Origin of the sequence: Streptomyces caelestis (genome assembly GCF_014205255.1) — a bacterium.
In the GTDB taxonomy this organism is placed as follows: domain Bacteria; phylum Actinomycetota; class Actinomycetes; order Streptomycetales; family Streptomycetaceae; genus Streptomyces; species Streptomyces caelestis.
Genome location: NZ_JACHNE010000001.1, coordinates 454,011 through 468,041, shown reverse-complemented (window position 1 = coordinate 468,041; position 14,031 = coordinate 454,011). Strand labels below are relative to the sequence as shown.

Annotated in this window: 11 protein-coding genes and 1 pseudogene; 8 read left to right on the top strand and 4 right to left on the bottom strand. The window is 70.5% G+C overall.

The window, feature by feature from the left end; genetic code table 11:
* Positions 1–38 precede the first annotated feature (38 nt).
* From HDA41_RS02095 to HDA41_RS02080, 4 genes are all read left to right on the top strand, one after another.
* Positions 39–1,106 (top strand): glucose-1-phosphate thymidylyltransferase, encoded by a 1,068-nt coding sequence (locus tag HDA41_RS02095; protein WP_184980075.1) that lies wholly within the window; start codon positions 39–41, stop codon positions 1,104–1,106.
* Positions 1,103–2,083 carry a dTDP-glucose 4,6-dehydratase gene (gene rfbB / locus HDA41_RS02090; RefSeq protein WP_184980073.1) on the top strand — a complete coding sequence of 327 codons (981 nt, stop codon included), beginning with the start codon at positions 1,103–1,105 and terminating at the stop codon, positions 2,081–2,083. Before HDA41_RS02095 ends, rfbB begins: the two co-directional genes overlap by 4 nt.
* Positions 2,080–2,955: a dTDP-4-dehydrorhamnose reductase gene (rfbD, locus tag HDA41_RS02085; RefSeq protein WP_184980071.1), complete on the top strand. Its 876-nt coding sequence runs from the start codon at positions 2,080–2,082 to the stop codon at positions 2,953–2,955. The genes rfbB and rfbD overlap by 4 nt, the downstream gene beginning before the upstream one ends.
* Positions 2,956–3,160: 205 nt before the next feature.
* Entirely contained in the window at positions 3,161–3,973 is an 813-nt protein-coding gene (locus tag HDA41_RS02080) for a class I SAM-dependent methyltransferase (RefSeq protein WP_184980070.1), read from the top strand.
* A gap of 100 nt (positions 3,974–4,073) precedes the next feature.
* Here HDA41_RS02080 and HDA41_RS02075 read toward each other — a convergent pair whose 3' ends face one another.
* The 3 genes from HDA41_RS02075 to HDA41_RS02065 all read right to left on the bottom strand — a co-directional run bounded on the left by HDA41_RS02075 (position 4,074) and on the right by HDA41_RS02065 (position 7,249).
* On the bottom strand, positions 4,074–4,448 hold the full coding sequence (locus HDA41_RS02075) for a hypothetical protein (protein ID WP_184980068.1): 375 nt from the start codon (positions 4,446–4,448) through the stop codon (positions 4,074–4,076).
* 259 nt (positions 4,449–4,707) lie between these two features.
* Positions 4,708–5,313: a dTDP-4-dehydrorhamnose 3,5-epimerase gene (rfbC, locus tag HDA41_RS02070; protein WP_184980066.1), complete on the bottom strand. Its 606-nt coding sequence runs from the start codon at positions 5,311–5,313 to the stop codon at positions 4,708–4,710.
* Between the two features lie 4 nt (positions 5,314–5,317).
* Entirely contained in the window at positions 5,318–7,249 is a 1,932-nt protein-coding gene (locus HDA41_RS02065) for a glycosyltransferase family 2 protein (RefSeq protein ID WP_184980065.1), read from the bottom strand.
* Between the two features lie 210 nt (positions 7,250–7,459).
* Between HDA41_RS02065 and HDA41_RS02060 the strand changes: the two genes are divergently transcribed.
* Both HDA41_RS02060 and HDA41_RS02055 read left to right on the top strand, forming a co-directional pair.
* The gene (locus HDA41_RS02060) at positions 7,460–7,969 is read left to right on the top strand and encodes a metallophosphoesterase family protein (protein ID WP_184980063.1); all 510 of its coding nucleotides are present in this window, start codon (positions 7,460–7,462) and stop codon (positions 7,967–7,969) included.
* Positions 7,970–8,012: 43 nt separating this feature from the next.
* Positions 8,013–8,807 (top strand): annotated as a pseudogene (locus HDA41_RS02055) (class I SAM-dependent methyltransferase).
* A 1-nt stretch (position 8,808) separates the two neighbouring features.
* Here the strand turns inward: HDA41_RS02055 and HDA41_RS02050 are convergent.
* Positions 8,809–9,915 (bottom strand): XdhC family protein, encoded by a 1,107-nt coding sequence (locus HDA41_RS02050; protein WP_184980061.1) that lies wholly within the window; start codon positions 9,913–9,915, stop codon positions 8,809–8,811.
* 197 nt (positions 9,916–10,112) lie between these two features.
* Between HDA41_RS02050 and HDA41_RS02045 the strand changes: the two genes are divergently transcribed.
* Positions 10,113–12,086, top strand: a complete 1,974-nt coding sequence (locus HDA41_RS02045) for an elongation factor G (RefSeq protein ID WP_184980059.1) — start codon at positions 10,113–10,115, stop codon at positions 12,084–12,086.
* A gap of 82 nt (positions 12,087–12,168) precedes the next feature.
* A complete protein-coding gene (locus HDA41_RS02040) occupies positions 12,169–14,028 on the top strand; it encodes a glycoside hydrolase family 5 protein (RefSeq protein WP_184980057.1) in 1,860 nt (619 codons plus the stop codon).
* Positions 14,029–14,031 lie beyond the last annotated feature (3 nt).

The following is a 14,031-nucleotide window of genomic DNA, read 5'->3' as shown; positions in this document are numbered from 1 at the left end:
ATGTTCACATCCGCCGGATCACGACTAAGGTGAACCGAATGAAGGCTCTCGTGCTGTCCGGCGGCGCAGGAACAAGACTGAGGCCGATCACACACACGTCGGCCAAGCAACTGGTGCCAGTGGCCAACAAGGCCGTCCTTTTCTACGGGTTGGAGTCGATCGCCGAGGCCGGCATCACCGACGTGGGCATGATCGTCGGGGACACGGCCGCGGAGATCGAGGAAGCGGTGGGCGACGGGTCGCAGTTCGGCCTGAAGATCACCTACATCGCCCAGGAGCGGCCCCTGGGGCTGGCCCACGCGGTACTGATCGCCCGGGACTACCTGGGCGACGACGACTTCGTGATGTACCTCGGCGACAACTTCATCGTCGGCGGCATCTCCGGACTCGTCGACGAGTTCCGCGGCAACCGGCCCGACGCCCAGATCCTGCTCACGCGCGTGGCCGACCCACGCGCCTTCGGTGTCGCCGAACTCGACCCCTCCGGCCAGGTCGTCGGCCTGGAGGAGAAACCCGACCGGCCCAAGAGCGATCTCGCGCTGGTCGGCGTCTACCTGTTCACCCCCCTGATCCACGAAGCGGTACGCGCCATCGAACCGTCCTGGCGCGGCGAACTGGAGATCACTCACGCCATCCAGCACCTGATCGACTCCCGCGCCGATGTGCGCTCCACGGTCATCACGGGCTACTGGAAGGACACCGGCAACGTCGGCGACATGCTCGAGGTGAACCGCATGGTTCTGGAGGGCATGGACCGCCGGATCGACGGTGACGTGGACACCGCGTCGGAGACCATCGGGCGTGTGGTGGTGGAGGAGGGCGCGCGGATCGTCAACTCCCGCATCGTCGGCCCCGCCGTCATCGGTTCCGGAACCGTCATCAGCAACTCCTACGTGGGTCCCTTCACCTCCGTCGCGGAGAACTGCCGGATCACCGACAGTGAACTGGAGTTCTCCATCGTGCTGCGGGACTCCTCGATCCAGGGCGTCGGCCGGATCGAGGCCTCGCTGATAGGCCGGCACGTCGAGGTGACGCCGGCTCCCAGCGTCCCCAGCGCCCACCGCTTCGTCCTCGGAGACCACAGCAAGGTGCAGATCACTTCATGAACCTCCTCGTCACCGGCGCAGCCGGGTTCATCGGCTCCCGCTACGTCCGCGCAACTCTCGCCTCGGACGCGCCCGACGCGCCGCGCATCACCGTGCTGGACAAGCTCACCTACGCCGGCACCCTCGACAACCTCGAACTGGGCCACCCCCGGCTGGAGTTCGTCCAGGGCGACATCTGCGACGCCGAACTGGTCGACAAGCTCATGGCCGACGCGGACCAGGTCGTGCACTTCGCCGCCGAGTCCCACGTGGACCGCTCCATCACCGGCGCGGCCGACTTCGTCCGCACCAACGTGCTGGGCACCCAGACCCTGCTGGACGCCGCCCTGCGCCACGCCGTGGGCCCCTTCGTGCACGTCTCCACCGACGAGGTCTACGGCTCCATCGAGACCGGCTCCTGGCCGGAGGACCACCCGGTGCAGCCCAACTCCCCGTACTCGGCCTCCAAGGCCTCCTCCGACCTGCTCGCCCTGGCCTACCACCGCACCCACGGCCTCGACGTGCGCGTCACCCGCTGCTCCAACAACTACGGCCCGCACCAGTTCCCCGAGAAGGTCATCCCGCTGTTCGTCACCAACCTCCTCGACGGTCACAAGGTGCCGCTGTACGGGGAGGGCCGCAACGTCCGCGACTGGTTGCACGTGGACGACCACTGCCAGGGGATCGACCTCGTCCGCACCAAGGGCCGGCCCGGCGAGGTCTACAACATCGGCGGCGGCACCGAGCTCACCAACAAGGAACTCACCGGCCTGCTCCTTCAGGCCTGCGGCGCGGACTGGGAGCGGGTGGAGTACGTCGAGGACCGCAAGGGCCACGACCTGCGCTACTCCGTCGACTGGTCCAAGGCCCGCGACGAACTCGGCTACCGCCCCCGCCACGACTTCACCACCGGCCTCGCCGAGACCGTCGCCTGGTACCGCGACAACCGCGCCTGGTGGGAGCCCCTGAAGCAGCGCGTCGCCCAGGAGCGGGCATGAGGTGGCTGATCACCGGGGCGGGCGGAATGCTCGGCCATGACGTGGTCGAGGAGCTCACCCGGCGCGGCGAGGAGGTGCTGGGCCTGGACCGGACGGCCCTGGACATCACCCGGCCCGCGGCCGTCGACACGGCTGTGCGTGACCACCGGCCCGACCTGGTCGTGAACTGCGCCGCATACACGGCCGTGGACGACGCCGAGAGCGACGAGGCCCGCGCCCTGGAGATCAACGGCGACGGACCGCGCCTGCTGGCCCGGGCCTGCGCCGCGCACGGCGCCCGCCTGATCCACGTCTCCACGGACTACGTCTTCTCCGGCGAGGCCCGCACGACCCCCTACCCGGAGGACCATCCGACGGGCCCGCGCACCGCCTACGGCCGCACCAAGCTGGCCGGGGAGCGGGCCGTGCTGGAGGAGCTGCCCGGGGCGAGCGCGGTCGTGCGCACGGCTTGGCTCTACGGGGTCCACGGCGCTGACTTCGTGCGCACCATGATCGGTCTCGAAGCCCGCCGCGACACCGTCGACGTCGTCGACGACCAGCGGGGGCAGCCCACGTGGAGCGCGGACGTCGCCGAGCGGATCGCCGACCTCGGCGAACGGCTCGGCCCCGACGCGCACGGCGTCTTCCACGCCACCAACGCCGGTGAGGCCACCTGGTACGAGCTGGCCCGCGAGGTGTTCTCCCTCGTCGGCGCCGACCCGGACCGGGTGCGTCCCACCAGCAGCGCGGCCTTCCCCCGGCCCGCGCCCCGCCCGGCCTACAGCGTCCTCGGGCACGACAGGTGGCCGGAGATCAGCCTGGAACCGATGCGGGCCTGGAAGGCCGCCCTGGAAGAAGCACTGCCCCGTATCCGCAAGGAGATGTCCCAGTGAGACGGCACGGGTTCCGGCCCCGTGCGGCGTGGCGTGCCGCGCAACGCCGAATGTCAGCCGCGGCGACGCGTACGTCACGTCGACGCGCGTGAGGCGTTCCCGCCCGCCCGGCTGCGGCCACGCCACCGCGCAGCCCGCCGACAGTGAGTCGCTCCACCGTCCGGTGTCCGACCGGTAGGCCCCCATGAAAGGAAACGCCCCCGCGATGTCGATGCGTACGATTGTGAAGTCTGCCTTGGGCGAGAAGAACCTGCGGGTTCTGCGCCGACTGAAGAAGCGCCTCTCCGGCCAGGCAACCAAGCCGGCGAAGCCGACCGGGCTCGCAGCGATCTCCGACGATCTCAACAAACTGGCCGTGCATTTCAAGACGGACAAGTGGGGAACGCACCGGTACACCCAGCACTACCAGCGCCATCTCCAGCACCTGAAGAACGAATCCTTCAACCTCCTGGAAATCGGAATCGGCGGTTACAGCCGGACCGGCCAGGGCGGGGCATCGCTGCGCATGTGGAAGCACTTCTTCCCGAAGGCGCAGATCTTCGGAATGGACATTCACGACAAGTCTTTTGTCGACGAGGACCGCATCACGACGTTCGTCGGCGACCAGTCCGACCCCGCGTCCCTGAATGCCGTCGCCGACAAGATCGGCGAACTCGACGTCATCATCGATGACGGCAGTCACCGCAGCCCGCACGTGATCACGACGTTCGAGACGCTCTTCCCCCGGCTCAAGGACGGTGGCATCTACGTCGTCGAGGACACGCAGTCGTCATACTGGCCCGAATGGATGGGCAGCGAGGACCTCGACGCCTCGCACACCAGCATGGCGATGCTGAAGCGGTTGGCGGACGGGCTGAACTACGAGGAATTCGTGGATGAGGACTATCAGCCGACCTACACGGACCTCAACGTCGTCGGTGTGCACTTCTACCACAACCTGGTGATCATCGAAAAGGGCAGGAACGCCGAAGGCAGCAACAAGCGCAGTGCGCTGAAGCAGCGCTACGCCAAGTCCTGAAGAGCGAGGTCGGGCCGGCAATGTCACTCCGGCCGGCAGCGGGCAGAGTCCGGCAACCGCCGGGCTCTGCCCGCTCAAGCCTGACTCATCGGTGCGGTGTCTACCGGATGCGTGTGTAGGCGCACGACTTCACGACGTCGCCCGCGTACTGGCACACCTTGAGGGAAATGTGCCTTGTCTCGCTCAGGTTCTCCGCGAAGGTAGCGCAGTTCCCGTCATTGCTTGCGTCGTTCCCCTTGATGAGAACGGTGCCGTTCGCGGGATCGCCGGCGTAGGGCGTGTAGATGTAGCCCCGCACTCCGTAACCGTCGGAGCTGATGTCGCAGACCGTCATGGTGTCGCCGTTCTCGGTCCATCCCGCCCAGCCGCCACCCGTGGTGGTGTAGACGCCTGCGTCGGCGGCCTGGGACGTCCCGGCACCCGCGAGCACTCCGGCCGCGACTAATCCGGCCACAGTGATCAGCTTGTGCGTCATGCGTCTCTTTCCGCTGTTCATATCTCTCCTCCATGGCGCGTGGAACGTTGAGTGAAGCGCAACCGAACGGAATCGATCGCATGTTCGGTTAGGAGTGACGCTAGTGAACGGAGCGAGCTTCTGGTGTGTATGTCATCCGAATGGCTGAAAGGTCCCGAGAGATGACCAATTCGACGACCTGGATGTGCGCGGTTCTTGGCCGTGATGGGCGACACAGGACGCACCGGGTCGCATGATCAGACGGTGTCCCGGTACGGCGTCAGAGGCTGGGCCGCCCGCGCAACCGCTTGTAGTGGTCGGAGCAGGCCGCGTACGTGGGCAGCAGTCCCGCCTGCTCGGCCTCGGCCAGCGACGGTGCCTCGGCGTCCTTCGGCGAGAGGACGGGAGGGATGCCGTCGGGCCAGGCGATGCCCAGCTCCGGGTCCAGTGGGTTCACCCCGTGCTCGCGCCCCGGCGCGTAGCCCGTCGAGCACAGGTAGACGACGGTGGCATCGTCGGTGAGCGCCATGAACGCGTGCCCGAGCCCTTCCGCGAGGAACACGGCGTGCCGGGTGTCGCTGTCGAGCCGCACTGCCTCCCAGCGGCCGAAGGCCGGGGAACCGACGCGGATGTCGACCACCACGTCGAGGACCGCGCCGCGCACGCAGGTGACGTACTTGGCCTGGCCGGGCGGCACATCCGCGAAGTGCACACCCCGCAGCACGCCACGCCGGGAGACCGAGCAGTTGGCCTGGGCCAGGGACAGGTCGTAGCCCGTGGCCTCCCGGAACTCCGCGCCCCGGTACCACTCGTGGAAGCTGCCCCGGTCGTCCGGGAAGATCTTGGGCTCCAGAACCCAGGCACCCTCTATCCCCAGTGGTCGCATGCCGTCACTGCCCTCCGATCCTGATACGGGAAACCTTCCGGCGCACGGCACCGAGCACGCGTCGCGCACGCCGCGCCACCCGTAGTGCCACACCGGGCTGCGGCACCGGCGCCACCTGCACACGCCCGCCCGCCGCGCGCAGCGCGAACGGCAGCCCGGTGTACTGCGCGTCCGGGGTCAGGCACAGGGCCACCCGCCACACACCGCGCGAGAGGCTCTCCGCGGGCAGGGCCGCCGCCAGTACCGCCCCCGCCCCCTCCGCGGCGGGGGAGAGCGTGCCGGGCGCCTCGAAGATCTGCTGGGCGGAGACGAACCGCAGCCGCACCGCGGTGTCGCCGGGGACGTGCAGCGGAAGCGGCACCCGCACACCGACGCCGGAGACCGTGACGTCGGACCGCTGAACCCGGCCCAGCCCGAGCCGCTTGCCGCGCACGCCGAGCTGCAGGGAGAGGTTGCCGTGCGGCTCCGTCCAGTACGGCAGCACCGGACGACCCCCGACCACCCCGACGTCCGGCGTGGGCCGGCTCGCCCGCGGCGCCGGTCCCAGCCGGCACTCCTTGGTCCAGCCGCCCAGCTTGACCCGGACGAGCGCGTCCCAGACGCCGTCCTGCGGCAGGTCGGCCGGATCGACGGTGGCGGTCGCACGCAGTACCAGCCGGACCTCCCCGCCGTCCCCGACGGGCACCGTCTCTCGGGTGAACCGCACGGGCTGGAAGTACTGCGCGGCACTGGACCGCTCCCGCAGCAGCACGTCCACGGTGGCCTGCCCGAAGCGCGCGGCGGTCTGCGAGGCCACCCACCGCACCGCTTCCTTGACGTCCTTGGGCGCGTCGTCCAGCGGCGTCACCTCGGCATCGGCCGGGAAGGTCATCGGCTCGCCGCCGGACGTGTACTCGGCGGTGAAGCCGACGCTGAGGGAGCCGTCGCGCCACTCCACGTACCCGGGGGCCGCCTTGGGCGCGACACCGGCCTCCCACTGGGCGAAGGACACGACGTCGTCGTACCGGTCGGCCGCGGTCAGCGCGGCGACGACCTGCTGCGTCGGCTGCAGCCCGGCCGCGACGCCCGGACCGAACCGCTCGACGACGACCTCGTGGATCTCGGCGAACAACTCCCTGCGGTAGTCGTCCGGCAGCTTCAACAAGCGCCGGGCCCGCAGCCGCTCGACCATCTCCACGCGCAGCCAGCGGCGGAAGAGCTTGTCGCGCACCGGTCCGGGCTCGGTGTACCGCTCGACGACGTCGAGGGCCTCGCGGAGGTTCTTGAAGTAGCCGACCGGATCGAAGCGCTCGAAGCCGGCGTTCGAGCCGTCCTCCCGCCGGAGGTGGTAGTAGCAGACGTAGTCGCTGAGCACGGAGACGTTCCCCGCGCGCAGATACGCCTCGGCGATGAAGACGTGGTCCTCCAGGCGCCTTCTGCCCTCGGGGAAGCGCAGGCCGATGCGGTCCAGGAAGGCACGGCGGAACATCTTGTGCGGGGTGAGGCTGTCGATGAGCGGGGCGTTCTCGACGGTGGCGCGCGGGTGGTTGCGGCGGAACAGCTCCACCGGCACCCCGCGGCCCTTGCCGGCCATCTTGCCCACGACGACATCGGCACCGTTGGCCACGCCGTAGTCGTACATCCGCTCCAGGGCCTCGTCGCCCAGGTAGTCGTCGTTGTCGACGAACATGACGAACTCGCCGCGGGAGGCCTCGATGCCGACGTTGCGGGGCTTGCCCGACCAGCCGGAGTTCTCCTGGTGGATGACCTTCATCCGGGGGTCCTCGGCGGCGAGCGCGTCGAGCCGGGCCGGTGTCGCGTCGGTCGAGCCGTCGTCGACGAAGATCACCTCGTACTCGTCGGGAGGCAGTGACTGCCTCTGGAGCGAGGCGATGCAGTCCTCGATGTAGATCCCCGGGTTGTACACGGGGACGATGACGCTGACCTTGACCGGCATCGGGTTTCCGGGCCCCTTCGGGTCGCTTGCCGTAGACGTCCTGTTGTACTGCGCGTTGCCCGATGCTAACCCGGTCGGCGATGCCGCCTCACCTTTCGAGACCGGGCCGTGATCATCTCCGGCCACGGGACAACTGAGCTGCGCTCTCCGCCTGTTCGAAGATCGACCGGGTTCCCGGGCGGTGCGGCCGGAAGCCTCTAGGGTGAGGATGTGCGCCTGCTTCTCATGTCCGATACTCACCTGCCCAAGCGGGCCAAGGTCCTGCCCGCCCCCCTGCTGGCCGAACTCCCGCAGGCCGACGTCGTGTTCCACGCCGGCGACTGGGTCGACACGGCCACCCTGGACCTGCTGGAGGACCGCTGCCGCAGGCTCGTCGCCGTGTACGGCAACAACGACGGACCGGACCTGCGCGCCCGGCTGCCCGAGGTGGCGTACGTGGACCTGGGCGGGCTGCGCTTCGGCGTGATCCACGAGACGGGCCCCGCCCAGGGCCGGGAGAAGCGCTGCGCCGCCCGCTTCCCCGACCTCGACGTGCTGGTCTTCGGCCACAGCCACATCCCCTGGGACACCACGGCCCCCACCGGGCTGCGCCTGCTCAACCCGGGCTCCCCGACGGACCGCCGCCGCCAGCCCCACTGCACGTACCTGACCGCCACCGTCACCGACGGCCGTCTCACCGACGTGGAACTGCACCGGCTGCCGCCCCGCACCCCCGGCTAGGGGTGCCCGACCGCCGTACGAACCGCCCTGTCATGATCGGCGCATGGCGCGGGACGGCGGATACCTCCTGGACAACCGGCAGGCCGAGGCCGGTACGCGCTTCGGCGCGCTGGCCGCCCTTTTCGACGCCTCGACGTTCCGGCACTTCGAGACGGTCGGTGTCGCCGAGGGGTGGCGGTGCTAGGAGGTCGGGGCCGGAGGGCCGGGCGTCGCCGCGTGGCTCCGCGAGCGCGTCGGGCCGCGCGGGCGGGTGCTCGCCACCGACATCGACGTGTCCTGGACCGAGGCGGCCGCGACCGACGGAGTCGAGGTGCTCCGCCACGACGTCGGCCGCGGCGACCCCCCGGCCGGGCCCTTCGACCTGGTCCACGCCCGCCTCGTCCTGGTCCACGTGGCCGAGCGCGACGCCGCGCTGCGCGCCATGCGCCAGGCCTTGCGCCCCGGCGGTTGGTTGCTGGTCGAGGACGCCGATCCCGCGCTCCAGCCGCTGATCTGTCCCGACGAGCACGGCCCCGAACAGGAGCTGGCCAACCGGCTCCGCACCGGCTTCCGTGAGCTGCTGCGGCAGCGGGGCGCCGACCTCTCCTACGGACGCAGGCTGCCGCGGCTCCTGCGCGAGGCCGGACTCACCGACGTCGAGGCCGACGCCTACTTCCCGGTCACCTCGCCCGCGTGCGACGTCCTGGAGGCGGCCACCGTCCGCCCGGTGCGGGACCAGCTCGTCGCCGAGGGCCTCGCCACGGCCGAGGAGATCGAGCGGCACCTCGCCAACGTCGAGGCGGGGCGCCTCGACCTCGCCACCTCACCGATGATCTCCGCCTGGGGCCGACGGCCCTGACTCACCGGGGGCGGGGCGGATGCACCGCTCCCTCCGTGGCGGTCAGCGGTGCCCCCGTGCCGCCCCAGCGCAGCGCGACGATCTCGGCGGCGACGGACACCGCCACCTCCTCGGGCGTACGGGCGCCCAGGTCGAGCCCGACCGGTGAGCGCAGCCGGGACAGCTCCCGCTCGGTGAGCCCGGCCGCGGCCAGCCGCCGAGCCCGGTCGGTGTGGGTACGGCGGCTGCCCATCGCCCCGACGTAGGCGGCGGGGCGGCGCAGTGCCTCCTGGAGCAGCGGCACGTCGAACTTGGGGTCGTGGGTGAGGACGCAGACGACCGTGCGCTCGTCGGTGTCCGTGTCCCTCAGGTAGCGGTGCGGCCACTCGGCGACCACCTCGACGCCCTCGGGGAAACGCCGGGGCGTGGCGAAGACGGGGCGGGCGTCACAGACCGTGACCCGGTAGCCGAGGAAGTCCCCGATACGGGCGACGGCCGCCGCGTAGTCGATCGCGCCGAAGACCAGCATCCGCGGCGGCGGTGCGAAGGACTGGAGGAACACGCTGACGGAGTCCTCGCGGCGCTGCCCCTGAGGCCCGTAGTGCCGCAGTCCGGTGGCACCGAGAGCGAGCCCGCCGCGCGCGTCGGCGGTGACGGCCGCGTCCAGGCCGCTCGTGCCCAGCGTGCCCGACACCCGGTCCGGCCGGACGGCGAGCGTCGCCCCGCGCCGGGCCGGACCGTCGGTCACCGTCGCCGTGGTCACCGGTTCTCCGGCCGCGACGCAGTCCACGACCGAGCCGAAGGCGGGATCCAGCCCGGGCGTCACGGGACGCACCAGCAGCGTGATCTCGCCGCCGCAGGTCAGGCCGACGGCGAAGGCGTCCTCGTCGCTGTAGCCGAAGGTCTTCAGCCGGGCCTCGCCGCTCGCCACGACCTCCTGTGCCAGCTCGAACACCGCACCCTCGACACAGCCCCCGGACACACTGCCCACGACCTGCCCGTCCGGACCCACCGCCATCGCCGCGCCCGGATCGCGCGGCGCGCTGCGGCTGACCTCGACGACCGTCGCCAGGCCAAAGGGGAACCCGGCCGCGTACCAGCGGCCGAGCACCGGGAGGATGTCACGCACGACCGGCTCCTCTCCTTCCGTGCCCCCGCCGGGTACCCCGTCGGCGGTTAATTCCGTTGTGGCCCACCGGGCCGGTCTGCTGCACTGCACGGGTCGACGATTCGACGACGTCACCGAGTCCCGAGGAGCTCAGATGCGCACTGCGTCCATGTCCCCCCAGACAGGAACGGCTCTCTCTCCGAAGGACATGACGCTTCGTGCAGTTGCTCAACCTTGGAATTCTCGCCCATGTCGACGCAGGTAAGACCAGCCTGACCGAGCGGCTGCTCCATTCGGCCGGGGTGATCGACGAGGTCGGCCGCGTCGACGACGGGAACACCCGTACCGACACCCTCGCGCTGGAGCGGCAGCGTGGCATCACCATCAAGTCCGCCGTCGTCTCGTTCCCGCTCGACGGTGTGACGGTCAACCTCATCGACACGCCCGGTCACCCGGACTTCATCGCCGAGGTGGAGCGCGTGCTCGGCGTGCTGGACGGCGCCGTCCTCGTGATCTCCGCCGTCGAAGGGGTGCAGGCACAGACGCGGGTGCTGATGCGGACGCTCCAGCGGCTGCGCATCCCGACCCTGCTCTTCGTCAACAAGATCGACCGGCGCGGGGCGCGGGACGACGAGGTGCTGCGGTCGGTCGCGGCCCGCCTGACACCCGCGATCGTGCCGATGGGAACCGCCACCGGCCTCGGCACGCGTGCGGCCCGCTTCACCCCGGGGCCCGGTCCGGCCGCCGCCCTCGACGTCCTGACCGAGAACGACGACACCCTGCTGTCCGCCTACGTCGAGGACACCGTCACGGACGCCCTCCTGCGCAGGTCCCTCGTCGCGCGGACCCGGGAGGCCCTGGTCCACCCGGTCTACTTCGGCTCCGCCGCCACGGGCGCCGGCGTGGACGCGCTCCTGTCCGGCATCGAGGAACTGCTGCCGGCCGCCGACGGGGACGCGGAAGGGCCGGTCTCCGGAACCGTGTTCAAGGTCGAGCGCGGCCCGGCGGGGGAGAAGGTCGCCTACGCCCGGATGTTCTCCGGCACGCTGCGCACCCGCGACCGGATCCCCTGCGGAGCGGACGGCACCGAGGGCCGGATCACCGGGATCAGCGTCTTCGGCCACGGCACGGACACTCGTGCGGACGCTGTCGCCGCCGGGCAGATCGCCCGGCTGTGGGGCCTCGGCGACATCAGGATCGGCGACGCCATCGGCGAACCCCGCAAGTCCTATGAGCACTACTTCGCCCCGCCCACCCTGGAGACGGTCGTCGTCCCGGAACCCGGCGTGAACAGAGGCGCACTCCACCTCGCGCTCACCCAGCTCGCCGAACAGGACCCGCTGATCGGCCTGCGCCACGACGAACGCCGGCAGGAGACCTCCGTGTCCCTCTACGGCGAGGTGCAGAAGGAGGTCGTCCAGGCCACCCTCGCCGACGAGTACGGTCTCCACGTCACCTTCCGCGAGACCACCCCGCTGTGCGTCGAGCGGCTCGTCGGCACCGGTCACGCCGTCGAGTTCAACAAGAAGGACCCGAACCCGTTCCTCGCGACGGTCGGCCTGCGCGTCGACCCCGCACCGGTCGGCTCGGGCGTCGGCTTCCGGCTGGAGGTGGAGCTCGGTTCCATGCCGTACGCCTTCTTCAAGGCCGTCGAGGACACCGTGCGCGAGACGCTCGACCAGGGGCTGTACGGCTGGCAGGTCACCGACTGCACGGTCACCATGACCCACAGCGGCTACTCACCCCGCCAGAGCCACGCCCACCAGGGCTTCGACAAGAGCATGTCGAGCACCGGGGCCGACTTCCGCGGCGTCACCCCTCTGGTGCTCGTCGAGGCGCTGCGGCGGGCCGGGACACGGGTCCACGAGCCGATGCACCGCTTCCGCGTCGAGGCCCCGGCCGACACCCTCGGCGCCCTGCTGCCGGTCCTCGCCGGGCTCGCGGCCGTACCGGAGACGACGCGGACCCGGGGCGACCTCTGCGTCCTCGAAGGCACCGTGCCGGCGGCCCGGGTGCACGCCCTCGGGCAACTGCTGCCGGGGCTCACCCGCGGCGAGGGGGAACTGGAGAGCGCCTTCGACCACTATGCGCCAGTCACGCACGGCACGATCCCGAGGCGCCCGCGCACCGACCACAACCCGCTGAACAGGAAGGAGTACTTGTTGAACGTGACACGAAGGGTGGGCGGTTGAGGTGTGGGCGCTGGCCGAGAGGGAACTTACTCCAGAGTCAGGGGTGTTGACGGTGTCCTGATATCACCGGACTGTAGTGGACATGCCGACTATCCGAGTACGTCTGCTGGTTGTCCTGGCTGTCCTCTTCGGCTCCCTCTCGGTGGCGGGCGTCCCGCCCGCCACCGCCGCGTCCCCTCCCGGCTCCCTCTGGTTCGACGACCCGGCCGTCACCGTGAAGAACGGCCGCTTCACCGACGCCCACGGCCGCGAGATCGTGCTCCGCGGCTACAACGTCTCCGGCGAGACCAAGCTGGCGGAGAACGGCGGCCTGCCCTTCGCCTCCGTCGCCGACGCCCGCAAGTCGGCGACCGCGCTGCGCGCCCTCGGCGGCGGCAACACCGTCCGCTTCCTGCTCTCCTGGGCGTACGCCGAACCCGAGCGCGGCACGGTGGACACCGCCTATCTGGCCGCCGCCACCGACCAGATGAAGGCCTTTCTCGACGTCGGCATCCGCGTCTACCCCGACTTCCACCAGGACCTCTACTCCCGGCACCTGTTCGACGCCGACAGCTGGTACACGGGCGACGGCGCGCCCAAGTGGGCGGTGGACGCCGGGAACTACCCGGACGAGTCCTGCGGGATCTGCCTCTTCTGGGGACAGAACATCACCCAGAACGAGGCCGTGAAGCGTGCCTCGTACGACTTCTGGCACAACGCGCACGGCGTGCAGGACGCCTTCCTCGCCACCGCCGAGAAGACCATGGCGTACGTCGAACAGCACCTGAGCGCCGACCAGTTCGAGGGCGTCGTCGGCTTCGACCCCTACAACGAGCCGCACGCGGGCGTCTACGACTCCGGGCAGACCAGCCGCGCCTGGGAGAAGGACGTGCTGTGGCCGTTCTACGAGAAGTTCCGGGCCCGCATGGACGCGGCCGGCTGGCGGGACAAGCCCGCCTTCGTGGAACCGAACCTGTTCTGGAACGCCAACCTCGACTTCCAGAAGCAGGAGGGCGGCCTGCTCGACGCCGGAAAGCTCGGACCGCGCTATGTGTTCAACACCCACTTCTACGACCAGAAGGCCATCTCCGGCGTTTTCATGTGGGGCAAGGCGGCCGACGGCCAGTACGTGAACGACTTCCGCACCGTCCGCGACCGGGCGGCCGCCGCGCAGACCGCCGCCGTGGTCAGCGAGTTCGGGCACCCCCTGGCGGGCAACGTCTCCGACAAGGCGCCGACCGTCCTGAAGGGGATGTACCAGGCCCTCGACTCCCGCCTGAAGGGCGCCGACTGGTGGTCCGACCCGGCGGCCTCCGGGCCGGCGCTCTCCGGTACGCAGTGGCAGTGGGACATCTACAACGGCCGGCACCGCGAGTTGATGAACGGCAACCCCGACAAGGTGCTCACCGCCGGTGACGCCTGGAACGACGAGGACCTGTCCGCCGTACGCCTCGACGACTCGGGCAAGCCGGTGCTGCGCCAGGACGCCCGGCTCCTGGACCGCCTCTACCCGAGCGCCACGGCCGGTACGACCGTCGGCTTCACCTACGAGGACCGCTCCCGGGACGGCTCGACGACCCTGACCTGGAACCCGGTGCCGGACTCGCTGCCGAACGTCCAGCGGTTGGTGGGCTCAGGACAGTACGGGCTGCTGCTGTGGCGCTCGGACGGCGGCCGGGCACCCACGGAACTGCACCTGCCGGCGAGCTTCCCGACCGCGTCCACCACGGTCGTCTCCGACCTGGGCGCGTCCCACGCCCCGCCCGCCTACACCTCGACGACCCCGGTCGGCGTGGCGCAGGAGCCCGGCGGCACGGGAAGCCGCCGCCTGCTGCTCACCGCGCCGGACTCGGGCGTCCCGCACTACGCGCTGGTGACCAACGGGGCGACGGCCCCGTCGGCGGATCTGCTGAACGCGGCCCGCTCCGAGCTGGCGGCATGGGCCGCGAAGGAAGTCGGCTGAAGG